The sequence below is a fragment of the Flagellimonas oceani genome, assembly GCF_011068285.1.
Classification (GTDB): domain Bacteria; phylum Bacteroidota; class Bacteroidia; order Flavobacteriales; family Flavobacteriaceae; genus Flagellimonas; species Flagellimonas oceani.
This window is the reverse complement of sequence record NZ_CP049616.1, coordinates 1,216,594-1,241,526: the sequence shown is the minus strand read 5'-3', so window position 1 is coordinate 1,241,526 and position 24,933 is coordinate 1,216,594. Positions and strand designations below refer to the sequence as shown.

Genomic DNA, 24,933 nt, shown 5'->3' with positions numbered 1-24,933 from the left:
AATGAACGCTCGTCGGATAAACTCAAATTAGGAAGGTATGATCTATTATAAGAATATAAAAGGAGCTTTTCTCTTGGATGTTTATAAAAGTCAAGGCTTACCTTCTATACTATGCTCCAATGTTTCTTATAAAATAGGACGGCATAAAGGAATATTTCCTATTGAAGAACAGTCCTCTTCTGTCAATCACAAAAGAAACATATTCTCTTTGAGCTATATTCCCGAATATGTGACAACCGAACTGGATGAAAAGAAAAGGTTTAAGTCCAATACCTTTAAATCTGTAAAGGGTTACTCTGTTTGGTTGGGCGAATATGGTAGCTTCAAAGACTTTCTTGCGAGTATGCAAGCAAAGCGCAGGCAGGCACTCTCAAGGTCGCTTAGGCGTTTGGATTCTTGTTTTGACGTAAATTACCATATGTTCCATGGCAATATATCCGAGGACAGTTACAACTATCTAATGGATTCCTTAAAGAAAATGATTGCCAAACGGTTTGAGCAACGCCCCGAAAATAGTGAGACCCTTGTGTTGTGGGACAAGATTTACAGCACGTCATTCAGGTTGATCAACGAAAGTAAAGCATCACTGTATGTTGCATACAATGAGGAAAAGCCAATATTCATCTCATTGAATTACCATTTCGATAAAATTCTTTTCGGCTATGTTTCATCTTACGATATAGATTATGGCAAATTTAGTTTGGGACAAATTTGTATTTATAAGCATATAGAATGGTGCCTGTCCAATGGTTACATTTTGTTCGAACTGGGCTGGGGAGATTTGGAATATAAAAAGTGGTGGAGCAACAATACCTATAACTTTAAAAGTCAGATTGTATTTCCAAAGAATTCGCCCTTGGCCTACGCAATGGCACATTACTATGGTTACAAAACTGAATTGATCGCCTTTCTAATATCCAAAAAGGTAAATATCCACCTCCGGAAATTAAAAAGCTTGCTCCGTAAAAACGGAACTGCTTCCGAACAAAATGGTCCGTCCCCTTATTACAAACTCGATGATATTGAGCCAAAACATATTGAAATTGAAAAAAGTACACCTATACCGCTTGAAAGCAGTAATATTCCGAAATCCATTGTTTATGAATTTCTTTTCCTGAGCCAAACCAAAATATCTAATATTACCATTTGCCCCCTTGCTGATGGAAAAAATTATATCATTTCAGGAAATAAAATGAGCAAGAAAATAGTTTACTCTAAAAATAATTGATCAATGCTGTTCAATTCCATTGAATTTCTCATATTCCTTCCCTTAGTTTTTTTGAGTTATTGGTTTCTTTTTAAGAACAACACCAAGGTTCAAAACGTATTCATAATTTTTGCCAGCTACCTGTTTTACGGTTGGTGGGACTGGCGTTTTTTGATCCTGATTTTCCTAAGTACACTGCTGGATTTTTATGTTGGCCAAAAAATATATGAAAACCTTGATGACAAGAAAAAAGCGAAATACTGGTTATGGGTAAGCATGGCCTTCAACATTGGGATGCTAGGCTTTTTTAAATACAGCAATTTCTTTGTTGATTCCTTTGTGGAGATGTTTCAAGCCTTCGGGTACGATTTTAAAAGTACATGGACTTTAAAGATTATTTTACCGGTGGGTATATCTTTTTACACCTTCCAGACCATGTCCTATTCTTTTGACATCTATTATAAAAAACTAAAGCCCACTACCGACTTTGTTGCCTTTACGGCATTCGTGTCATTTTTTCCACAACTGGTCGCAGGTCCCATTGAAAGAGCCTCCAACCTATTGTCTCAAATTACCAACAAACGTACCTTTAGCTATGCACAGGCATCCGAAGGCTTAAAACTGATTTTATGGGGCTTTTTTAAAAAACTGGTCATTGCCGATGCTTTGGCCCCTATTGTGGACGATATATTTGCCAACTATCACTCCTACCCCGCTTCTACCCTAATACTTGGGGTCTGTCTTTTCAGTTTTCAGGTTTATGGCGATTTTAGCGGTTACTCCGATATTGCAATAGGCACGGCCAAGCTCTTTGGCGTAGAGCTGATGTCCAATTTTAAGTTCCCCAATTTTTCCAGGAACGTGGCAGAATATTGGCAACGGTGGCATATATCCTTATCAACATGGTTCAGGCACTACCTGTACATTCCCATGGGTGGTTCCAGGGTAAGCCAACTCAAGGCGGTCAGGAACATCGCAGTTATATTTTTGGTCAGTGGATTTTGGCACGGGGCCAACTGGACATTTATCTTTTGGGGAGGTTTGCATGCTATTTTCTATATTCCCGTATATCTTATGGGCCGGAACCGCATGTATGCCGATAATGTGGTGGGCGAGAAAACACTTTTACCGACACCAATTGAAATTCTTCAAGTGTTGCTGACGTTCGTATTGGTGACCTTTTCGCGAATATTTTTTAGATCTCCCACCCTTACGGATTCGTTTGCGTACATAAATCAAATTATCAATAATTTCACCTACGAATCCTATATCCACCCCATGGGGTATAGAATGTTGGATTTTTATGTATTGTTGGGCCTGTTTATTTTTTATGAGTACCTAATTAGAAGACATGAACGGGAACCCTTCAGGTTTAAATCCAAGATTGTCAGGTTTTTATTGTATGTTATAGTCGTTTTGGCAATGCTTTTATTCTATGATGATGGAGTCAACCGATCATTCATCTATTTCCAATTCTAGAAGTATGAAAAAATTTATCTTAAAAACAGTTTTATATATATTTCTTATTCTGATCGCCCTGGAACTTACGGTAAGAGCTCTTCACCTGTACACTGAAGATCCGCCGAGGTTTATAGATGACCAAGGGGTTGAAAAACGAGTGCCCGGCCATAATGGGTATGCCGTAACAGGAAACCGAAACCAAAACTTCTCAGAATTCCATATCAATAGTGATGGTTTCAATTCTTTTAGGGAATTTGAGCCCACTAAGGATAAGTTTGAAATCGCACTTATTGGTGACTCCTTTATTGAAGGTTTTCATCAGGACTTCTATGATTCTACAGGAAAGAAGATTGAAAAAGCCCTCAACGATGGCACCGAAGTGTATGAATATGGGTATGCAGGGTATGACTTGGCCAATCAAATGCATTTGATCAATGCTTACCATGACCAATTTGAACTAATTGATGAAATTTTTATTTATCTCAATTATGAAAGTGATTTGGGCCGTGGAGAGTACAAACCGAACAAACAAAGAATTGCCATGCTGCGATCTACAGTTTTTAAAATTAGGGACAACATCAAGCTTTTGGCATACGGATCTAAAATTGGTATTGTAGAACCACTTAAAAAACTCGTTACCGGAAAAGCATTTCAAGAAAGCTCAGAAGGTTTTGAGACAAACAAAATAACGGTGCCCAAAAAAAAGGATGAAGAGTACCTTGCCAATTTCAAGAGCTTGGTCGAATTATATGGTTTTGATAAATGTAAGACCTCTATCCTACTCGATTCCAGAAAAACCAGTGACTCATTTCTTGAATATTGCCGACAAAACGAAATTAAATATCTGGACTTTGCCCCTGCTTTTGAAAAGACCACCAAACCGGTAACGCTCATTTATGACCATCACTGGAACAATCATGGAAGAGATTTGATTGCAAACGTAATTTCTGATTATGTGGTACAAGTGGCCAAAAACAAAAAATGCGAATAAATCAATATTCGCACTCTTTACTTTGCCTTTATATCAAGTTTTTTAAAAGAAGTTGCTTCCAGCATTGTTCCTGTTATACCGGTTTAAAAAATCAAACCTTAAAAAAACCTCAAAAGAGCCATCGTTGAACTGTGTGCTGCCCAGTTCCGTGGTTTCCCAATCGTAGGATAGGCCCAACAAGAACTTCTCGGTCACCTGAAACCCAAAAAGGGCACTTACCGCACTATCCAGACGATATGCCGCACCAAACGAAAATGTTTCATTGAACAACAAGCTGGCCGAGATGTCTACGGATAAAGGAGCTCCCTGCACAGCTTTCATCAACATACCGGGTCTTAGCTTCAAACCAGGATTCAAATCAAAAACAAAACCTGAAATCAAATAAAAGTTCATCTGCTCGGAGGCCAGATAAGTATTCTGGGAACTATTGTCAAAATGTTCCGTTTCCAAAATCCTTGGCACCGATAATCCTGCATAAAATCGTTCTGTATTATAGAACACCCCCACCCCAAAATTTGGAGAAAATTTGTTGTCTATATTCGGCAAGTTGGATTCTGCCCCGTAATTCACCAATTGAGAAAAGTCCACGTTCAAAATATTGGCACTGGCCTTGATTCCAAATGATAAATTCGCGTAATTGGATACGGGCAAACTATAGGAAAAAGAAGCATCCACGAATGTTTCTTGGCTGGTACCATTTCCTATTTCATCGTTCACCACCGAAAAACCGATACCTACTTTTTCAGAAAGCGGTGTATTAAAATGTAATGTCTGTGTGGTTGGCGCTCCATCCAACCCCAACCATTGGGCCCTATATAAAGCTCCAATAGTGGTGACCCCTCTGGATCCCACCAAAGCTGGATTGATGACTTGGGTATTGAGCATATACTGTGTATACTGGGGATCTTGTTGACCTGTTACAGTGATTGAACTGATCATACTCCAGATCAAAATATTTAAGAAGATTATTCTTTTCATTATTCAAGCTTTTGCCTTAGTACTAACGATTTATATATAAGTATCCTGATCTAGTATTGCCTCTGGTTCCATTGGCATATTTTATAACATAGAAATAGACACCTGCCGGAAGCTGTTCCCCTTTTTGTAACGTTGCCCTACCTTCTGAAATACCACTAAAAACATTGGATGCATTATCGTATCCCGTTGTTTCGAATACGATTACCCCCCACCTGTTGAATATCTGAACGACGTTGTTCGGGAAAGATTCGATATTGGTGATGCTAAAGAAATCGTTGACCCCATCGTTATCCGCGGAAATTATGGTGTTGCCAATTTCAATATCGCACATAGCATCACTAGGAGGTGTACCACCCATGGAATCGCATGGATTTAAAGGATCGGTTTCGTCATTTACTTCTTGTCCATCATCAATGGTATCTCCATCCGTATCCGAATTGTTGGGGTCGGTACCTAAATCAATTTCTTCTTGGTACGTCAGTCCATCACCATCACAATCACTATTTTCCGATGGTGTTCCTCCATTCGAGTCGCACTCATCAAGTGGGTTTGTATTGTCCAAAAGCTCTTGTCCGTCACCAATCCCATCACGATCTGTATCAAATACATAAGGATCGGTTCCTAAAACTGTTTCTTCACCATTGGTCAATTGATCAGAGTCACAATCTGCAGCTGCCCAAATGGAATTGGTTTCATCAAATCCTGTATATCCTGGTGATTGAACCGGGTCGCATGGATCATTGAGGTTCGTTCCATTTGCCACTTCTTGAGCATCATTGATCCCATCCCCATCTGTATCAATATCCGCTGGGACACTATATGGATCGGTACCATTGATAAACTCATCGCCGTTGGTCACACCATCGCCGTCACAGTCGGCTGCGGCCCAGATTGCATTTGTACTATCATAACCTGTATATCCTGCTGCTTGGGTTGGTGAACAGGGGTCATTTTCATCCGTACCATTATTGATCTCGTTATCGTCGTCGATGCCATCTCCGTCCGTATCCGCAGAAGCTTCATAAGGGTCAGTTCCGTTTGTAAACTCATCCCCGTTGATCACGCCATCACCATCACAGTCTGCAGCGGCCCAGATTGTATTTGTACTATCATAACCGGTGTACCCAGCTGCTTGGACTGGATCACATGGGTCGTTTGCGTCGGTACCATTTGCCGCTTCAAGGTCATCCGATACACCATCACCATCGGTATCCGTGTTATCGTACGGGTCAGTACCATTGGTATCCTCATCGCCGTTGGTCACACCATCGCCGTCACAGTCCGCGGCCGACCAAATAGCATTGGTAGAATCATAACCTGTATATCCTGCTGCTTGGGTTGGTGAACAGGGGTCATTTTCATCCGTACCATTATTGATCTCGTTATCGTCGTCGATGCCATCTCCGTCCGTATCTGCTGAAACAGCGTATGGATCGGTGCCATTGGTAAACTCGTCCCCATTGGTCACGCCATCACCATCACAGTCTGCAGCGGCCCAGATTGCATTTGTGCTATCATAACCCGTATAACCTGCTGCTTGTACAGGGTCACATGGATCGTTCAGGTCAGTTCCGTTGGCCGTTTCCAAATCATCCGGTACGCCATCTCCATCGGTATCCGTGTTATCGTACGGGTCAGTACCATTGGTATCCTCATCGCCGTTGGTCACACCATCGCTGTCACAGTCGGCTGCGGCCCAAATTGTATTGGTTGCGTCATAACCTGTATAACCTGCTGCTTGGGTTGGTGAACAGGGGTCATTTTCATCCGTTCCATTATTGATCTCATTATCGTCATCGATGCCATCTCCGTCCGTATCCGAAGAAGCTGCGTATGGGTCGGTGCCATTGGTAAACTCGTCTCCGTTGATTACGCCATCACCATCACAGTCTGCAGCGGCCCAGATTGCATTTGTGCTATCATAACCCGTATAACCTGCTGCTTGTACAGGGTCACATGGATCGTTCAGGTCAGTTCCGTTGGCCGTTTCCAAATCATCCGGTGCGCCATCTCCATCGGTATCCGTGTTATCGTATGGGTCTGTACCATTGGTATCCTCATCTCCGTTGGTCACGCCATCACCGTCACAGTCGGCAGCGGCCCAAATTGTATTGGTTGCGTCATAACCGCTATATCCTGCTGCTTGGGTGGGGTCGCATGGATCCAAAGGATCATCTGTATCAGTAACCTCTTGGCCATCATCCACCCCATCGCCATCCGTATCGGGATCATCAGGGTCAGTGCCCAATACCGCTTCCTCACCATTGGTCAAACCATCACCGTCATCGTCGCAACCGGGACCGGTCACCGTATCGTCGGTACTGCTCACATCGGACTGTCCGCCGGATACCGCCACAGGCACACCATTGGCATCCACCGCACCATTTATTCTTCCATTACCATCTACGCTGGCTAATGTTAAGTTAACATCGTCACCCTCAAGAGCATCTACACAGCCGTCATCGTCGCTATCGTTGTCCAAATGGTCTTGGATTCCATCCCCGTCCGTATCCTGATAGGTACAGCTCCAGCTTAAATTCGATATCAAGAAGGCCATGAACGCTGTACTGGAACTTACCTCCGTATTGGAAAAAGTTAGTACCACCCTATCCACTGCTTCGCCCAAATTGAACACCACATCTCCAATGTCCGGTGTTAAAGGAACCAGTGCGTTCCCTTCAAAAATTCCACCACCCAAATCGTCCACTGCACTGCCAACCGTATAATCGGAAGCGTTCAAGGGTTGGGCCACACCGTCCCTGAACAGGTTAATGGACATCCTACCTGTATATGGGTTGTTAACTTGTGAACCTGTACCCTCAAAATCCAATCTTTTGTCTATATCCACAACGCGGAACGAAAGTCCGGAAACTGGCCTGTCGAATCGTATCTCATAAACTATGGGGCTATCATCCAATAAACCTATCGCAGACTGTAACAGTAAGCCTTGAACACCGTTAAAAGGAGTGTCCTCGATTGCAAAAAGGGAATTGTAAAGACTTGCGTCCGTTCCTGTATTGTCCATCGTTACCTCTGTACCATCTATGGTCGTGGTCGCCGTAGAAGCAAAATCATCATCAGGATCCCCTCCTGTCCATACTGGATCTCCCCACACCAAACTTCCGCTAATGGAACAATCGTATTCGTCAACATCCAAAATCCCATCGTTGTCGTCGTCCAAATCTTGGGTATCCATTACGCCATCATTATCGGAATCGACCACAACATAATATGGGTCGGTGCCATTGGCCACCTCGTCCCCATTGGTCACACCATCGCCATCACAATCAGCTGCTGACCAAATCGCATTGCTCGCATCATAGCCAGTATATCCAGGAGCTCGAAAAGGCGAACATGGGTCTAAGGGATCATTGGAATTTGCAACCTCTTGGCCATCATCTACACCATCGCCATCGGTATCAGGATTTAATGGGTCGGTGCCCAGTATCGCTTCCTCTCCGTTGGTCAGACCGTCCCCGTCATCGTCGCAACCGGGACCGGTCACCGTATCATCAGTGCTGCTCACACTGGACTGTCCGCCGGATGCCACCAAAGGCACTCCGTTGGCATCAACTCCCCCACTCAAACTGTTGTCCGCTGCAAGGTCTGCTATGGTAAAGCCTCCATCGCCCTCAATAGCATCCACACAGCCATCGCCGTCGCTATCGTTGTCCAAATGGTCGGGAATGCCATCCCCGTCCGTATCCTGATACGTACAGCTCCAGCTTAAATTCGATATCAAGAAGGCCATGAACGCTGTACTGGAACTTACCTCCGTATTGGAAAAAGTTAGTACCACCCTATCCACTGCTTCGCCCAAATTGAACACCACATCTCCAATGTCCGGTGTTAAAGGAACCAGTGCGTTCCCTTCAAAAATTCCACCACCCAAATCGTCCACTGCACTGCCAACCGTATAATCGGAAGCGTTCAAGGGTTGGGCAGTGCCCTCCCTGAATAAATCAATGGACATCCTACTGGTATAGGGATTTCCCGTAGGAGCTTCACTGGTTAATCTCTTATCTATATCCACAACACGGAAGGAAAGTCCGGAAACAGGCCTATCAAATCGTATCTCATAAACTATGGGGCCATCATCCAATAAACCTATCGCAGACTGTAACAGTAAGCCTTGAACACCGTTAAAAGGAGTGTCCTCGATTGCAAAAAGGGAATTGTAAAGACTTGCGTCCGTTCCTGTATTGTCCATTGTTACCTCTGTACCATTTATGGTCGTGGTCGCCATAGAGGCAAAATCATCATCAGGATCCCCTCCTGTCCATACTGGATCTCCCCATACTAAACTTCCGCTAATGGAACAATCGTATTCGTCGACATCCAATATCCCGTCATTGTCGTCGTCTAGATCATCACTGTTCAATACCCCGTCGCCGTCCGTATCGTCCGCGGTGACCGAAACACTAGGGATAATTGGAGCTGGAACATCGCCTCCATTAATAAAATAAGCCGCTCTTAGGCTCATATATTCGGAAAGTAAATCCTCTCCAACCGGTGAAGACGGGTGAACGCCATCAAAGCCAGGGTCGCTTACATCAAAATAGGTTTGATAATTATTCCGTGTAAAATTGTAAAGATCCACTATGGGATTACCATCCGCATTTATTTGGGATGGTGTGTTTGCAAGTATTTTGGGAATTAGAATATTCTGGTTGTAAGGCAAACTACCCAACTCCTGATTGTTGTAAATGTCATCGGAGATGTCATACGTTCGAAAAGTAATGGGCATAATGATAACGTCGTCCAATCTGGCTGGAGGTATTGCGGCATACAGGGCATCATAATCATCGCTTATTTGTTGGAGTTCTGCAGGAGTCGCGGTACTATAAGGTCTAGTAGCAGAAACATTATTACCCCCAATATGCACCATAAACAGTGTATTGGCTGGGTGTGCCGCCATTGCCGATTGAAGTCGGGCGACAACATCACTGATTTCTTCTCCTTCAAACCCATAACCGTACACATCCACATTTACACCATTGCCCTGCCATTCCGAAGTTCTGGCTGCGTTCGGAATTGTTAGATTCTGACCATACGTATATTCCATTATGGAAGCTCCCAGGATAACTACTTTGTCATACTGCGCATAAGAGAAGTAAGAAAAAACAAAAACAGACAGGAATGCTATTTTGGCCACGGCCTGCTTTCCTTTGTGGAGCAAGGAGCCCAATAATAAATGATGTGTTGGTGGCATTTATAAAAAATTGAGGTTGTTTTTAAACTATTCTTCCAATTGCGGCAATGTCAATTAGCTGGCCATCTATTTAAATCCCAAAATGGGGTTTACTATCAAAATTCAATGATCTGAAAGTCGGACCTTCTATTCTTGGCGTGCTTTTCTTCCGTACACGGTACTCCGTCAGAACATTCGTTTACCAATTGGGTTTCACCAAAGGCTTCGTGACTGATCCTATCTTCGGAAATTCCTTTGGAAACAACATACGCCACTGTACGTTCCGCTCTCCGTTCCGACAACCATTGGTTGTATTTTTCGGTTCCCCTAGAATCCGTATGTGCCGTAACCCGTATGATGATATTTGGCTCATCGTTCATTATCGCAACAAGCTTATCCAACAATTCTTTGTCGTTGGCCGTTAGGTAAGACGAGTTCAGCTTAAAGTACACATTGCCCAACTCGTTGATTTTTGTTTGAAGTGCAGCCCTCCTTGCATCTTCGGCATCTTTTTTGGCTTTTTCCGCTGCAGCGAGTTCAGCAGCTTCTTTTTCCTTTTGTAAACGTTCCGCAAGCAATCTTGCTTCTTCCTCTGCATTGGCAATGGAGTCTTGGACTCTTTTTTGCTCTTCTTCCATTTCTTTGAGCATAGCCAATTTTTCCTCTCCTTTTCTGGAAAGTCCTTTTTCCACTTCGAATCGATAGGCTACCCCTACGGCATGCTGCACATGGTTGGTTGCATTTTCTGTATCCATGGCCCATTTTCCTGTGGAGTTGAAGTCGATTCCCCAGTGATCGGAAAACCAGGTCCTAAAACCCAAAACAGCATTATATGTTCCCCTGCCTTGGTTATTGGCATCGGTATAACCTGCCCCTACGCCAATATAAGGATCAAAAAAACCTGTGTGACCCAAGATTTGATTTAAATCATAACTCACACGGAAATCAAGCCCCCAATAATCAATATCCTCTGGGTTGACCACATTATCAACAATCTTTCCTTCCTTGTACCTGTTGTAAGAGCCTATTGCCTCAAGTCCAATTCCGTTTTTAAAATAACGACCAACACTTACCCTGGATGGATAGGGAACCATATTCCAACCCTCTTTAAAGTCGAACAGCTCACCAAATTCATCTCCGGAATCATCAACAGCATTGGCACCAACGGTAACCAACCAGTAACTCTGTACAATACTGTCCTTTTTTGTTAATTCCAGATCTTGGGCGGAAATAAAAGCATGGCATAAAATAGCCATGACCATCATAGCGATAGGCTTTGAAGTATTCATTTTTCTCGATTTGAGGTTATCGACTTCAAATCTATATGAAGCTATGTGAAAACAGAATTTTGTACTTCTAAGTGCACTTAAATTCGATAAGTAGCAGCAACATTTCTGAAAATTCTAATTATCAACCTGTTGAAACCTGAGTGTTTTCTCGACCAATGGTATTTTATAAAGATAAAATGGGAAGTACACGGGTTGTATGGATATTTCTTCTTCTGTAGATACGTTGCGAACATCTAAGGCGATCAACATTTCTTGGTCGGTTTCCTCTAATTTGGACAATTGGATTGTTTTTTCTCCGTGCTGCTCACCTAAACAGAGCAGAATCAATATGTCCTTGGAAAAATCCACCATCGGAACTGGCAATCCGGGTTTACGTGTTTTATTGATCTGCTTATAAAACTTGCCCAAGGTCTTTGTATCCCTGATCACATGTGTCGCAAATGAATCAATATTGGTGAAATTATCATGGTCGACCAATTCCAAACCGTGGATTTCCTTCCCAACAGGAGGATTTTGTTTTTTTTGGGCTTTGCAGGAAAACAAAAATATAAGTGCTATAAAAAATAAATATCTAATGGCTAAAACGTGTTTTTAAATCTTGATTTATATGCCTTATCGTAAAGATCCTCATACAAGGGAAGAATGTGTACAATATCAAATTTGGAAGCCACATTGAATGCGTTTTCCTTGAACCGTTGCAAGGTTTCATCATCCTTCAAAATCTCAATGGCCTTTGTCGCCATGGTGTCCACATCGCCAACATCCGCCAAATAACCGGATACGCCATCGATATTTACTTCGGGAATACCTCCGGTATTGCTGGAGATTATGGCTACTTTATTGATCATGGCCTCCAATGCCGCCAGACCAAAACTCTCTGTTTCGGAAGGCAATAGGAACAGATCGGAAAAACAAAGGATGCGATCGATCTCGTTACTGTTCCCCAAAAAGAGCACCCTATCCTTGATCCCCAACGATTCGCAAAGATCTTCCGCCTTTTCCTTTTCCGGACCCTCGCCCACCATAATCAGTTTAGCGGGCATTTCTTTTTGGATACGATGGAATATTTTGATCACATCCGGAATCCGTTTTATCTTTCTAAAGTTACTGATATGGGTTATGATCCGTTCATCTTCCTTGGCCATCATGCTCCGTTGGCAATCTGTATAAACATTTTTATACTTGGTGGTCTCTATAAAGTTGGGGATGACCTCAATGTCCCTTTCAATATCAAAAATCTTTAAGGTTTCCTTTTTTAGTGCCTCGGAAACAGAGGTCACCACATCTGATTTATTGATACTGAAGGTAACGGCCGGCTTATAAAAAGGATGTTTGCCCACCAAGGTGATATCCGTTCCGTGAAGGGTGGTGATCATCGGTATAAAAATACCATATTCCTGTAGCATTTTTTTGGCCATATACCCGGCATAGGCATGCGGAATGGCATAATGCACATGCAGCAGTTCTATATCATACATTTTGATGGTATCCACCAATTTGCTGGATAGGGCCAGTTCATAGGGTTGATAATGGAACAACGGATATTCGGGTACGTGCACCTCATGAAAATGGATATTGTTTCCCAAAAGTTCCAATCGGACGGGCTGACGGTAGGTGATAAAGTGTATTTCGTGGCCCCGTTCTGCAAGGGCAATACCCAATTCCGTGGCAACAACACCACTACCGCCAAAGGTCGGGTAACACACAATCGCTATTTTCATAAGAACAAATCTACGGCAATATTTTATACCTAATTAATAATGGAATCATAAATGGCCTGCTGTATTCGGGTCCGCAGCCCCGATTTTATGAGCAAGGTATTTGTTGCTGACGGATAGGTCCTATTGGACAAAAACACATAAACAATTTCCTCATCAGGGTCGGCCCAAGTGTAAGTCCCCGTAAATCCGCTGTGCCCAAAGCTCTTTCTGGAAACACACCCGCAAGTAGGTCCGCTATCCTCCAACTGGGGCTTATCAAAACCAACGCCCCTCCTCACATTCTTGTTACAGAAATAGCAGGTATTGAAGCGCTTTACCGTTCTGGCATTAAAAAAACGTTCGCCCCCATAATAACCTCCCTGTAAATACATCTGCATGATCTTTGCTATCTCGTTGGCCGTGCTAAAGAGCCCCGCATGTCCTCCTACTCCGCCCTGCATGGCCGCTCCCATATCATGAACATACCCCTGCACTGTTTGATATCTGTAATAGTCGTCCTCCTCTGAAGGAACTATCTCCGTTTTGGGAAATTTTTTGAGCGGGTTAAAGGTCGTTCGCTGCAAACCCATTGGTCTGTACAAAAATTCATTCACCAACTCATCAATGGGTCTACTGTAGGTCTTTTCAATATATTCCTTAAAAACGTAGTAGCCCACATCGCTATATCTGTACCTGTTTGATTTTAAACTTTGCCGACCGATTCTATTGTAAATGGAATCCTTATAGGCCCTTGTCAAGTATAAATGCTCGGCCACTTTATAAGGAAATGCTTCTGAAGGGTTGGGACTGTAAAACTCCGTTGATGGCTTCCGGTCCTTGTCCAAAGTATCCAAATAAAAAGCTATCCAAGAAGGCAGGCGGCCATAGTGGGACAATGCCTTGAGCACCGAAACATCCTTAAGCTCGGTATCCGCATAAGCTGGAATCAAGTCCTTAAAAGTATCGTTCAAGGCTATTTTTCCTTCTTCCTCCATCTTCATGATCATGGGCAAAGTGGATAGTATTTTTGTAAGGGAGGCGAGGTCGTAAATGGATTCTTCCGTTACTTTTTCCTCGGAATTGTAGGTTGGATGGCCAAAACTCTTGTTATAGATTACCTTTCCCTTTCTGGCGATCAAAACCTGGGCGCCCGGGAACATCAAGGAATCCAATCCATGCTGCACCAAGGTGTCCACCTCGGCCAAAAGCTCCGAACTCATCCCGACCCTTTCGGGGATACTGTAGCCTAAGCGTTGTATGGGTTCCACATCGACACCTGTTCCCACGGGAAATTCATTATGGGCAGAGACCGGCAGTTTTCCCGTTGCACCAATGGCACCAAATATTACCTCCGCTACCTTTTCTTGGGCAATCTTACTGTTCTGATAACCTACCACCACACCGTCCATCGTATCAAAATTGAGAACGTCCAACAGAGCATAGGGTCTGGCAAACAGTGCCAAAATAGTGTTGCTGGTTCTCAAGCGTGATATTTCTTCCAGCCAAAACAGCTCGTTTTTCGAAAATTTATACCCTTTCCATGGGCTGGAATTGTCTTTATGGAAACCGATAATGACCAAGTTGTAATTGGCGAGCTCTTTTTTATATTGTGCAATATCCTTGGCTTTGATGTGGGTCACCTTGTAGTATTTGTTCATTGATTCGTGGAAAGTGGTACCAGGATCGTCCCCAAAATGGACATAGGCTATTTTTTTGTTGTCCAGTTTTTTGATGGGCATCAATGAGAAATTGTTTTTTGCCACTGTTATGGCCGCCTCAATGGCCTCTTCATAGATTACATCGTTCTCGAGTCCGTTCAGATCCTCGTACAAATTCTTCAGGTCCACGGCCTTATAATCATACAAGCCCACCTTATATTTGGCCATCAATATCTTTTTAACGGATTCGGCCAGTCTTTCCTCTGTAATCAATCCTTCATCATAAGCCTGAACAAAAGTTTCTTTGGCCTTGAGCACATTCTCAGGCATCAACAATAAATCGTTACCTGCCAAGAAGGCTTCGAGCTCAACTTTGCCTTCTGGAGCAAATTCGGAAACTGCCTTCATGTTCAAGGCATCTGTAATCACCAAACCTTTAAAACCCAATTGATTTTTCAACACTCCGGTAACAATACTTTTGGAAAGGGTGGATGGATGCCCTTCCCTGCTCTCCAAACTGGGAACTTCCAAATGTGCCACCATGGTGGAACTTAATCCGGCCTCCATTGTTTTTTTAAAGGGATAGAGTTCAATGGAATCCAAACGCTCCACGGAGGAGGTAATGATGGGCAAAGATTTATGGGAATCCGTGGCGGTATCCCCATGCCCCGGAAAGTGCTTGCCACTGGTGAGCACGCCGGCCTTTTCCATTCCCCGAACAAAAGCACGCCCCTTTTTGGCCACATTTTCAGGATTTTCACCAAAAGACCGGTTTCCAATAATAGGGTTCTCAGGATTATTGTTCACATCCAAGTCCGGTGCAAAATTGATATGGACGCCCAATCGTTTGGCATGTTTTCCTATTTGATTACCTACCTTTTCTACGATCGTACTGTCTCGAATGGCTCCCAACGTCATGTTCCACGGAAATGCGTAGGTAGAATCCAAACGCATGGCCATGCCCCACTCAGCATCGGAACCGATCAGCAAGGGTACTTTGGAAACGGATTGATATTCATTGGTGAGTTTGGCTTGCCGTAACGGTCCACCGACCAAAAAGATAACCCCTCCTATACCCTGTTCCTCAACAAGGTTTTTGACCTTATCGGTCGCTGCCTTGCTTTGATTTGATGCAACACTTACCATGAACAGCTGTCCCACTTTTTCCTGTAGGGACATGTTCGCATATTGATTTTCCACCCATGCCATCTGGGCCAAGGAGTCCTTGACAATCAAGGGATTCGACTGTCCAAACGTTTGAAGGCACACGAGTAGGAAAAGGGGGAGTTGGAGTTTTATCCGCATAAATATCTTGTCTTAGACCTCAACTTAATGCCCATAAAAATATTGCATTTCGTCGAGGAAAGTATGGAAATTAAGATAAATTAAGGGTTTTGTTATACAAATCTGGAGTGCCAACTGTCGCTGGCAGGTACTTCCCAGTTTTCCAGATATTCCTGTTTGGTGGCTACCAGATTGTTGAACACGATGGTGCTTGGAGAAACCGATTTGGCCTTGGCCATTTTCTTAAAATCGATCAACGGCTTGTAAGCTATGAACTCTCCCTGTTTGAAGGAAACATTCATTCTATCCAATAGTTCTACATTATATTTTTGCTCCAAACTTTGGATAAAGTGCACCGAGGCATCAATGGAACATCCCGAAGCACTGACATTGGTCTGGTCCAACCCGATAACAATAAAACGTTTGTATTTTATTTCGAATCCTGCGTTAAGGTCACTGCCGTGGGCCGTCCATTCCTTTAAAAAGGCTGTTAGGCTTTCCTCAATTTCTTTTTGCTCTTCTTCCGTAAAACTCCTATTGGCTTGATAAATCCAAACTCTGGAGTGATCTGGCAATTTATTAAAATCCGCTAGCATATTTTTTTGTGATTAGGTCTTGAAAATCGACCTGGTGTTTTAAACTTCTTTTTACAATCCTTGGGAGTTGGCCAATACTTCGGCTACATCCAAAACTGTGACACTGTCCTCTTTTTCGTGTGCCTTGATACCATCTGTCATCATGGTATTGCAATAGGGGCAGCCTGTGGCTATGATATTGGGATTGGTCTCCAAGGCTCCTTTGGTCCGTAGCACATTGACGTCCATATCTCCCTTTTCTGGCTCTTTGAACATTTGAGCGCCACCTGCCCCGCAGCACAGCGCTGTTTTTTTATGGCGCTTCATCTCCACCAATTCTGCATTTGTCTTGGCAAGCAGTTCGCGTGGTGCATCAAAAACGGAATTGGCCCTGCCCAAATAACACGGGTCGTGAAAAGTGATGCGCTTCCCTTTGTATCCGTCCCCGGTAATGGTCAAGCGCCCGTTATCGATAAGCTCTTTCAAGTATTGGGTATGGTGCACCACATCATAATTGCCTCCCAAACTTGGGTACTCGTTTTTTAACGTATTGAAGGAATGCGGGTCGCAGGTAACAATTCGTTTTATTTCGTAGCCATTCAGTACTTCTATGTTCATCATGGCCTGCATCTGGAACAAAAATTCGTTGCCAGCTCTTTTGGCCACATCACCGGTCGAGCTCTCTTCGGTGCCCAAAACGGCAAAATCCACATCGGCCTTGTTCAACAACTTTACAAAGGCCCTGGATATTTTCTTGGCACGGTCATCAAAACTACCGGCAGAACCCACCCAGAACAATATCTCTGGCTGTTTTCCTTCTGCCATAAACTCTTGCATGGTCTTGACCTTCAATTGTTCGCTCATAGTTTTAGATTTATTCGTTTACCCAATTTAGTCGGTCCATTTGGTTGTACGGCCATGGAGCTCCATTGTTTTCGATATTGGACATCATATTGTTCAACTCGGTAGGTGCTGCAGATTGCTCCATCACCAAATACCTACGCATTTCCACAATAATGGACAATGGGTCTATGCTCACAGGGCAGGCTTGCACACAAGCATTACACGTGGTGCATGCCCAAAGTTCCTCTGGGGTAATATAATCGTTCAACAATTGTTTGCCATCGGAAAAAAATTCTCCTTTGTTGGCATCCATGATTTTGCCCACTTCTTCCAATCGGTCGCGGGTGTCCATCATAATTTTACGTGGGGACAGTTTTTTTCCGGTTTGATTGGCCGGACACTCCGCTGTACATCGTCCGCACTCGGTGCAGGTGTATGCATTGAGCAACTGTACCCAATTGAGGTCCATAACATCGGATGCCCCGAATTTTTCGGGCTCTGCGGTGCTATCTTCCGCTGGTGCGGCATATGGGTCCGCATCGGGGTCCATCATCAATTTAACCTCTTTGGTGACCGATTCCAAATTATTGAACTGCCCTTGTGGCTTTATTTTACCGTAATAGGTATTGGGAAATGCCAAAAGGATGTGTAAATGTTTTGAGTAATAGAGGTAGTTGAGAAAGGCCAAAATACCCAAGATATGCAACCACCACGCTGTCCTTTCAACCAAAATCAAAGATGATTCGGAAAGGCCATCCAACAATGGAACAATAAATTGGCTAACGGGAAATGCGCCTGCTTGCTTATAATGCTCGGCGCCCAATTGTTGCAACTGAAAATCGGCAGCGTTCATGGTGAGAAACAGAACCATCAATACAAATTCAATGTACAGAATCATGTTTCCATCCGTTTTGGGCCATCCTTTCATTTCTGGTTTTATGAAACGCTGAATCCTGATTATGTTCCTTCGTATCCAAAAAACCACCACGGCCACAATAACCAAAAGTGCCAATATTTCAAAAGAACCTATCAAAAGGTCATACACAGGACCAAGCGGCGAAAACAATCTGTGGGTTCCAAAAAGCCCATCGAGAATAATTTCCAGTACCTCAATATTGATGATGATAAAACCGACATAAACTATAACGTGCATTATGCCCGCTATGGGGCGTACCACCATTTTTGTCTGGCCCAAAGCTATCTTTGCCATGTTCTTCCATCGCTGTGCTTTGTTGTCGCTTACATCAACATCTCTTCCCAGCTTAATGTTCCTTGTCAACTTTTTTACGTTGCGGACAAAAAAGCCAATGCCCGCTATCAGGGCCACGGCAAATATAATATTGGGCAGATATTCCATTTACGGATTGTTTTCTTGTTGTTCGGTCGGGTTTTCCTCTTCTTCGGCAGGGTCGTCTTCCGGGAGCGTGTATTCTTTTTGCTTTTTACCAAACACGGAAACGTTGACGTAGCGTTTTGGATTGAGTCTAAAGTCCTGGAGCAACAGGTCCAGTTCCCTGGATGCCTCTGCCAAATTATCGTAGAGCGCATCGTCCTTTTGCAATTTGCCCAATGTGCCCTCGCCACGCTCTATTTTGGCGAGAATACTGTTCAATTTGCCCACGGTGGTCTGGAACTGGGCCAAGGTACCGCCCAAATCTGCATTGACCAAAGAATCTGAAATCTTGGAAAAGTTTGATGTTATATGGCTCACGTTCTTCAGTGAGCTGTCCAATTGCGCCTGATTATTGTCCAACAATTTGTTCAAATTATCGGCACTCCCCTTAAAAGATTTTACCAATTGATTCATCGAAACAATCGTTTCCTGAAGTTGTTTTTTGGTAGGGTCATCCAGTATTTGGTTCACGTTCATCAACAGCGAGTCCGCATTGGAGACGGCACCCTCTACCTTCATTTGTAAAGGCGTCAGTTTTTGCTGTACCAGCTCGGTAAGCCCCAATTTTATTTTGGATTGCAATGTATCCCCTGATTTTGCAGGCGGGGCGTTGTCCAATACCGGTACAATTTGCACCCCTTTACCTCCAATGATTCCAGTATCGAACAATTCAGCAATACTATTTCTCGAAAACTCAAATTCGTTGGTGACTGTCAAGGTTACCAGTAATTTTCCGGAACTATCCCTGAACCTGATATCGGTGACATTGCCCACATTAAAGCCGTTAATGGTCACTTTTGTTCCCGGTTGCAAACCTCCTACATCATCGTAAATGGCGTAAAAAGTCTTGCTATTTTCAAAAAGAGCGGAGGATTTTAAGTAGCTCAAGCCAAAAATAAAGGCTGCTATTCCAGCAACTACGATAATCCCGGTTTTAATTTCCCTGGTTAGTTTCAAAAGATTCGGTTTATGATTTAAACAAAATTAGGAATAATTTTAACAAGACGTTATTTGAAGCCATCCTACTTCAATGCGTCCGTTATCGGAACCCTTACCCCATTTTTGTATGCCACGATGTACGATGTGGTATATCCCTTGGAATCCGCATCGTTCTTCAACTTCTTTGCCGCCTCGTAATTGCTTGCATTGCCATACATATATCGGAACATATTTTTGTAAGGCTCTTTGGACAATTCGTCCAGTCCATTAAAATTTTCCGGACTTAAAGGTATCGCTTTTCCACTTGCCATGAGCTGTACTTTAAAGACTATGCCAGAATTTGTGGCTTCCGCCCCATTTTTCTCTTCTGTCTTGGCAACATTGGTATTGCTTGTTTCTTGTTTGGGCGGTTCTTCTTTTTTGATGGTTTCCTCTTTGGGGGCCTCTTCTTTTATTTCCAAGGCCACTTCGGTATCTTCGGGTTTTGGCGTTTCGGCAACGGGATTTGAAGTAGCGAGCCCCATTTCCTCCTTATATGCCAATACAGCTTTGGCTATGGCATTGCCCATTTCTTGCTGACCTTTTTCGGAATTAAGGTAGCTTCCTTCGTTCTTATTGGTCAAAAATCCTGCCTCGACCAGGACACTTGGCATAAAGGTCTGGTGCAAGACTATAAACCCGGCCTGTTTCACCTTTCTGTCTTTACGCTTTAACTGTTTTGTAAAATTATCCTGAAGCTTTTTTCCCAATTGGATGCTCTGGTCCAAAAATTCTTCCTGCATAATGGTAAGCCCTATTACGGATTCCGGCGAGTTGATGTCGTACTCGGCATAGCGCTGCTCATAATTATCCTCTAGATAGATTACCGAGTTCTCCTTTTTGGCCACTTCAAAGTTTTGGCGATTGGCGTGCAATCCAAGCACGTAGGTTTCCGTTCCATAGGCATCGGAGCTATGTGCGTTGCAGTGTACGGACACAAAAAGGTCGGCGTTCGCCTTATTGGCGATTTCCCCGCGTTCGAACAAATCCACAAAGGTGTCATCATCCCGTGTGTAAACCACTTTGATGTCCGGATGCTTTTCCAGCTCTTTCCCGACTTTTAGGACAATGGCCAGTGCTATTTTCTTTTCCAAATAGCCATTTCCAATGTTGCCAGGGTCATGCCCACCATGCCCCGCATCCAAAACCACAACAAATTTATCTTTCGATTGAACCTCGGTATCATTTTTGTTGAAAGAGGTCAAGGGAAGGACCAGAAGTGCGAAAACTAAAAATGCCAACCGACTTTTATTCATAAGACTTGAGTAATTATAGCGTTCTGTAATGGTTAAAAATATCGTAATCCCCAATTAGTAGAACAAAAAATATATGTAAGTTTGACCCCAAAACTGGGCCAACTAGCACAAAAATAGGATTTATCACGTTGCAACCAAATAAACATCTTTTAGTTTTCCTATTTGTTCTTCTTTGTGGCATCGTCACCTTAAGTGCTCAGGAAGACCCGATTACACCTTTGCCAATCAAGGCCATCAAGGATACCATCTTTGCTCCTTTGATGCCCCCGAATATTCTCAACGACTCCATCCGAACAGATTCTGTTCAAACAGATACGGTGCCAGAAAAGCAACCTATGCTGTTGGACAAAATAAAATATAAGGCCAAAGATTATGTAAAGCTAAGCCAAAAGGACAATAAAATTTACCTGTACGATGAAGCGGAGATCTATTATCAGGATACCGAGCTAAAAGCTGGGGTCATTGTAATGGATTATGTAAAAAATGAGGTATATGCCGGCCGTATGAAGGATTCCTTGGGAAATTACTCCCAATTGCCATTTTTTAAACAGGGGGAGCAAGAGGTCCGGCCCGACTCCATACGTTTTAATTTTGATACGGAAAAAGCATTGATTTGGAATTCCCGAACCGAGCAACAGGCCGGTCTGGGACAATTGGGCAGTGACGCCATGAAGGTGTATGCCGAAAAGACCAAAAAAGAGAACGATTCCGTTTATTTTTTAAACGAGGGAAAGTTGACCACATCGAGCGATACGGTAAACCCCGATTACTACATTCGGATAAGAAAGGCCAAGTTCGTCCCCAAAAAGAAGATCATTGCCGGATACAGTAATATGTACATTATGGACGTGCCCACACCCATAGCCCTACCATTTGCCTATTTCCCTTTAACAACGGGAAGAGTGGCCGGTATCCTGTTCCCAACTTTTGGTAACGACCCAAGAAGGGGATATTTTATCCAAAATGGCGGGTATTATCTGCCCATAAGCGAATATGTGGACCTGAGCATTACAGGGGATTATTACACCAACGGGAGCTATGGCCTGCAGGGAAGGTCCATTTATTCAAAAAGGTATAAGTTCAATGGCAACATCAACATAAGCTACGAAAACTTGGTAACCAGTCAAAAAGGTTTTGATGATTACAGTCGAACGAGCAACTATAATATCCGGATTTCCCACTCCCAAGATTCCAAGGCCAGTCCAAATTCAAGGTTTTCGGCATCCGTTAACCTAGGTTCCAGTCAATATTACACCAACTCGTTGAACCAGGTCAACCGTAACAATTCACAGACCAACACCTTTGCATCATCCATAAGTTACTCCAAAACATTTCCGGCCTATCCCTCTGTGAACACGAGCTTAACACTGAGCCATACCCAAAACAACCGTTCGGAGGAAAGGACCATCAACATGTCGCTGCCCACCTTCCAGGCAAGTATGGAACGTATTTATCCATTTGTAAAACGGGACGAGGTAAAAAAGGGAGTGTTCGAGAACATCAACTTCCAATATGACGTGAATGCACAGAACAGCATTACGACTACGGAAGAGAACTTTTTTAAAAGTGGTATGTTCGATGATGCCCGGATCGGTGCACGGCACAGAATTCCGGTAGCGACCAACTTTAAACTGGCAAAATACCTGAGCGTTAGTTTAAGTGGTAATTATGAGGATGTCTGGACCATGGAAACCATAAGGCGCCGGTATGATGCCGAGGCAGAAGAAGTGGTCACCGACACCATTGCTGGGTTCGATAGATTCAATAGATATAGTTTCGGAACAAGTATCGGTACAACCGTATATGGTACATGGAACCGTGGTGAGGATAAAAAGATACAGGCATTGAGGCACGTTATGCGACCCTCCATAAGTTATGGGTACACACCATCTTTTGAGCAGTTTTATGACAGTTACATTGATGGGGACGGCGATGAGGTTCAATATACGCCTTACGAGACAAGCCTGTACGGCAGACCTTCACTGAACAAGGGCAGCTCATTGAGTTTTTCCCTTCAAAACTCGTTAGAGGCAAAAGTGAGGGATAAGGACTCCACAGCAACCGAGCCCAGAAAGGTAAAAATACTCAGCAACCTTAGTTTCAATGCCAGCTACAATCTCGAAGCGGATTCCTTAAAGCTAAGTCCCATCAGCATGAGCGGTGCAACGGAGATCATAAAAAATGTGCCCATCAACTTTGCGGCAACGTTCGATCCCTATGCCATAGACAACAGCGGAAGAAGGATCAACACCCTTAACATAAAAAACGGTGGCGGCATTGCCCGTTTGACTTCTGCCAGGATCAACACCAGTTTTTCCCTGAACAGCGAAATGTTCCAAAAAGGCGGCGCAAAGGAAAAAAGCGAAGAGGAGAAACAATCCGATTTTAGCGACAACCCTTTTGCCATGGACGATATTCGCGGTGAACAGTCACGTTTTGATCGCGGCAATGCAAACAAGGGCGACCAAAAAAACGAAGACCAGCCTATTTACAACAACAAGTTACCGTGGGACGCCCGATTTACCTACGTTGCCTCCTACAACAACAGCAATCGGCAAAGCGAGATAACCAACCATTCCCTAATGTTTTCGGGCAACATTCAGCTTACCCCAAAATGGGAAGTGGGGTTCAACTCGGGCTACGACCTAAAGAACAAAGGTTTTGCCGATACCCGGTTTGCCTTTAAACGCGACCTTGGGAGTTTTAGGTTGAGCTTTGACTGGACCCCTTTTGGCAGATTTGAACGTTGGTATTTCTTTATTGGGATTAAGAGCTCGATTTTGAGCGATATCAAATGGGAAAACAGAAGTCAGCGTTAGTCGCTATTGTTTTATTCGTTACCTTAAACCGTCAAAATTTGCACCATGAAAAAAATCATAAATACCTCAAAGGCACCTGCTCCGATCGGACCGTACAACCAAGCTGTACTTATAAAAGATACCCTTTATATTTCCGGACAGATTCCGATCGACCCATCAACGGGCGAATTGGTTGATGGTGATATCAAGGCCGAAACAAAACAGTCCATGGAAAACCTGAGGGCCATTCTTGAGGAAGCGGGAATGACTTTTGAACACGTGGTCAAGTCCTCCATATTTATAAAGGACATGAACCAGTTTGCCCAAATAAACGAGGTGTATGGAACTTATTTTGATGCGGATACCGCTCCTGCCAGGGAAACGGTGGAGGTTGCAAACCTTCCAAAGTTCGTCAATGTTGAAATTTCGATGATCGCTATCAGATAGTTTCCTTGTGGAATTCCACTAGGCCTTCGATGGGTCTACGGCGAATGACTCCCAAAATCAAATCGTTGCGTTCCAGGCAAGCGGTAAGTTCGTCCTGCAGAAAATGTGCTATACTGCCCACAAAGCTAATCGGCACTTTGGTGGCCAGCTCATACTGCATAATATAATTGTTGACGAATTGCTGTAATCCTTTTTCGATGACACCTTTGCAGTAGGGATGCTCCTTGTTTTCAATAATAAAACGTGCAAATGTGGCCAAATAGGTGTTCGGATTGGGCTGTTTGTACAGATGCTCCTTGATCACATCGGCATCGAGGTCGAATTCCTTGGCGAACTTCATCCCAAGATCTTGTGGCATTTTGTGGAAATAATAATCCCGTATCAATTTTCTACCGAAGAAATTTCCACTGCCATCATCCATTAAAATATACCCCAACGAGGTTACTTTCTGGATCAATTGGTGCCCATCGTAATAGCTACAATTGGAACCTGTTCCCAGGATACATACGATGCCCTGTTTACCAATTTTAGTGGTGGAATAAATTGCGGCGTAGGTATCTTCCCGTACTTCCGCCTTGGCATTTGGAAAGAAATCCTTGAAGATGGATTTCAAAAAGTTTTTCATTCTATCGGTACCACAACCGGCACCGTAGAAATACAATTGACGTACTTGTTCCTTGTTCTTGGACAGCTCAAAATTATTGGCCAATCTATCCTCTATTACTTCTTTGGTAAGCACTTCTGGACTAAGTCCCAGTGTTTGGGTAACAAAAAGTTGTTCCCCTTTTTCATCAAGGGCAATCCAATCGGATTTAGTGGCGCCACTATCCACGATCAAAACCATACGTCGAGATTTTATATTGAAATCCTGAAGAGCGGGGTTC

General features: G+C 43.5%; 17 protein-coding genes. 5 read left to right on the top strand and 12 right to left on the bottom strand.

The window, feature by feature from the left end:
• Positions 1-37 precede the first annotated feature (37 nt).
• The 3 genes from GVT53_RS05700 to GVT53_RS05690 are packed head-to-tail and all read left to right on the top strand — an operon-like array spanning position 38 to position 3,659.
• Positions 38-1,228, top strand: coding sequence for a GNAT family N-acetyltransferase (locus GVT53_RS05700; protein ID WP_166247848.1), 1,191 nt, complete (start codon positions 38-40; stop codon positions 1,226-1,228).
• 3 nt (positions 1,229-1,231) lie between these two features.
• Complete coding sequence (locus tag GVT53_RS05695) at positions 1,232-2,686, top strand: MBOAT family O-acyltransferase (protein WP_166247847.1); 1,455 nt, start codon at positions 1,232-1,234, stop codon at positions 2,684-2,686.
• 4 nt (positions 2,687-2,690) lie between these two features.
• A complete protein-coding gene (locus GVT53_RS05690) occupies positions 2,691-3,659 on the top strand; it encodes a hypothetical protein (protein ID WP_166247846.1) in 969 nt (322 codons plus the stop codon).
• Between the two features lie 42 nt (positions 3,660-3,701).
• On the opposite strand, the gene GVT53_RS05685 is transcribed toward GVT53_RS05690, so the two are convergent.
• From GVT53_RS05685 to GVT53_RS05635, 11 genes are all read right to left on the bottom strand, one after another.
• Positions 3,702-4,637, bottom strand: coding sequence for a PorP/SprF family type IX secretion system membrane protein (locus GVT53_RS05685; RefSeq protein ID WP_166247845.1), 936 nt, complete (start codon positions 4,635-4,637; stop codon positions 3,702-3,704).
• Between the two features lie 22 nt (positions 4,638-4,659).
• The gene (locus GVT53_RS05680) at positions 4,660-9,849 is read right to left on the bottom strand and encodes a gliding motility-associated C-terminal domain-containing protein (protein WP_166247844.1); all 5,190 of its coding nucleotides are present in this window, start codon (positions 9,847-9,849) and stop codon (positions 4,660-4,662) included.
• A gap of 95 nt (positions 9,850-9,944) precedes the next feature.
• Positions 9,945-11,117, bottom strand: coding sequence for an OmpA family protein (locus tag GVT53_RS05675; protein ID WP_240905154.1), 1,173 nt, complete (start codon positions 11,115-11,117; stop codon positions 9,945-9,947).
• Between the two features lie 114 nt (positions 11,118-11,231).
• Positions 11,232-11,660: a hypothetical protein gene (locus GVT53_RS05670; RefSeq protein ID WP_166247843.1), complete on the bottom strand. Its 429-nt coding sequence runs from the start codon at positions 11,658-11,660 to the stop codon at positions 11,232-11,234.
• Positions 11,661-11,695: 35 nt separating this feature from the next.
• Complete coding sequence (gene bshA / locus GVT53_RS05665) at positions 11,696-12,838, bottom strand: N-acetyl-alpha-D-glucosaminyl L-malate synthase BshA (RefSeq protein ID WP_166247842.1); 1,143 nt, start codon at positions 12,836-12,838, stop codon at positions 11,696-11,698.
• A 29-nt stretch (positions 12,839-12,867) separates the two neighbouring features.
• Positions 12,868-15,780 (bottom strand): glycoside hydrolase family 3 N-terminal domain-containing protein, encoded by a 2,913-nt coding sequence (locus GVT53_RS05660; protein WP_166247841.1) that lies wholly within the window; start codon positions 15,778-15,780, stop codon positions 12,868-12,870.
• A gap of 92 nt (positions 15,781-15,872) precedes the next feature.
• Complete coding sequence (locus GVT53_RS05655; RefSeq protein ID WP_166247840.1) at positions 15,873-16,355, bottom strand: ABC transporter ATPase; 483 nt, start codon at positions 16,353-16,355, stop codon at positions 15,873-15,875.
• A 51-nt stretch (positions 16,356-16,406) separates the two neighbouring features.
• Entirely contained in the window at positions 16,407-17,198 is a 792-nt protein-coding gene (locus GVT53_RS05650) for a (Fe-S)-binding protein (RefSeq protein ID WP_166247839.1), read from the bottom strand.
• Between the two features lie 10 nt (positions 17,199-17,208).
• Positions 17,209-18,534 (bottom strand): 4Fe-4S dicluster domain-containing protein, encoded by a 1,326-nt coding sequence (locus GVT53_RS05645; protein WP_166247838.1) that lies wholly within the window; start codon positions 18,532-18,534, stop codon positions 17,209-17,211.
• A complete protein-coding gene (locus tag GVT53_RS05640; protein ID WP_166247837.1) occupies positions 18,535-19,527 on the bottom strand; it encodes an MlaD family protein in 993 nt (330 codons plus the stop codon).
• Between the two features lie 65 nt (positions 19,528-19,592).
• Positions 19,593-20,804 carry an N-acetylmuramoyl-L-alanine amidase family protein gene (locus GVT53_RS05635; protein ID WP_166247836.1) on the bottom strand — a complete coding sequence of 404 codons (1,212 nt, stop codon included), beginning with the start codon at positions 20,802-20,804 and terminating at the stop codon, positions 19,593-19,595.
• Positions 20,805-20,932: 128 nt separating this feature from the next.
• Between GVT53_RS05635 and GVT53_RS05630 the strand changes: the two genes are divergently transcribed.
• Together GVT53_RS05630 and GVT53_RS05625 are read left to right on the top strand one after the other, a co-directional pair.
• Complete coding sequence (locus GVT53_RS05630) at positions 20,933-23,623, top strand: putative LPS assembly protein LptD (RefSeq protein WP_166247835.1); 2,691 nt, start codon at positions 20,933-20,935, stop codon at positions 23,621-23,623.
• Positions 23,624-23,668: 45 nt separating this feature from the next.
• Positions 23,669-24,049 (top strand): RidA family protein, encoded by a 381-nt coding sequence (locus GVT53_RS05625; protein WP_166247834.1) that lies wholly within the window; start codon positions 23,669-23,671, stop codon positions 24,047-24,049.
• Here GVT53_RS05625 and GVT53_RS05620 read toward each other — a convergent pair.
• Positions 24,042-24,893 carry an N-acetylglucosamine kinase gene (locus GVT53_RS05620; protein WP_166247833.1) on the bottom strand — a complete coding sequence of 284 codons (852 nt, stop codon included), beginning with the start codon at positions 24,891-24,893 and terminating at the stop codon, positions 24,042-24,044. The genes GVT53_RS05625 and GVT53_RS05620 overlap by 8 nt on opposite strands.
• Positions 24,894-24,933: the final 40 nt, after the last annotated feature.

Excerpts from the sequence above, each read along its gene's own strand:
- GVT53_RS05700 (WP_166247848.1), top strand. The coding sequence starts at position 38 with ATGATCTATTATAAGAATATAAAAGGAGCTTTTCTCTTGGATGTTTAT.
- GVT53_RS05695 (WP_166247847.1), top strand. The coding sequence starts at position 1,232 with ATGCTGTTCAATTCCATTGAATTTCTCATATTCCTTCCCTTAGTTTTT.
- GVT53_RS05690 (WP_166247846.1), top strand. The coding sequence starts at position 2,691 with ATGAAAAAATTTATCTTAAAAACAGTTTTATATATATTTCTTATTCTG.
- GVT53_RS05685 (WP_166247845.1), bottom strand. The coding sequence starts at position 4,637 with ATGAAAAGAATAATCTTCTTAAATATTTTGATCTGGAGTATGATCAGT.
- GVT53_RS05680 (WP_166247844.1), bottom strand. The coding sequence starts at position 9,849 with ATGCCACCAACACATCATTTATTATTGGGCTCCTTGCTCCACAAAGGA.
- GVT53_RS05675 (WP_240905154.1), bottom strand. The coding sequence starts at position 11,117 with ATGAATACTTCAAAGCCTATCGCTATGATGGTCATGGCTATTTTATGC.
- bshA (WP_166247842.1), bottom strand. The coding sequence starts at position 12,838 with ATGAAAATAGCGATTGTGTGTTACCCGACCTTTGGCGGTAGTGGTGTT.
- GVT53_RS05660 (WP_166247841.1), bottom strand. The coding sequence starts at position 15,780 with ATGCGGATAAAACTCCAACTCCCCCTTTTCCTACTCGTGTGCCTTCAA.
- GVT53_RS05655 (WP_166247840.1), bottom strand. The coding sequence starts at position 16,355 with ATGCTAGCGGATTTTAATAAATTGCCAGATCACTCCAGAGTTTGGATT.
- GVT53_RS05650 (WP_166247839.1), bottom strand. The coding sequence starts at position 17,198 with ATGAGCGAACAATTGAAGGTCAAGACCATGCAAGAGTTTATGGCAGAA.
- GVT53_RS05645 (WP_166247838.1), bottom strand. The coding sequence starts at position 18,534 with ATGGAATATCTGCCCAATATTATATTTGCCGTGGCCCTGATAGCGGGC.
- GVT53_RS05635 (WP_166247836.1), bottom strand. The coding sequence starts at position 20,804 with ATGAATAAAAGTCGGTTGGCATTTTTAGTTTTCGCACTTCTGGTCCTT.
- GVT53_RS05625 (WP_166247834.1), top strand. The coding sequence starts at position 23,669 with ATGAAAAAAATCATAAATACCTCAAAGGCACCTGCTCCGATCGGACCG.
- GVT53_RS05620 (WP_166247833.1), bottom strand. The coding sequence starts at position 24,893 with ATGGTTTTGATCGTGGATAGTGGCGCCACTAAATCCGATTGGATTGCC.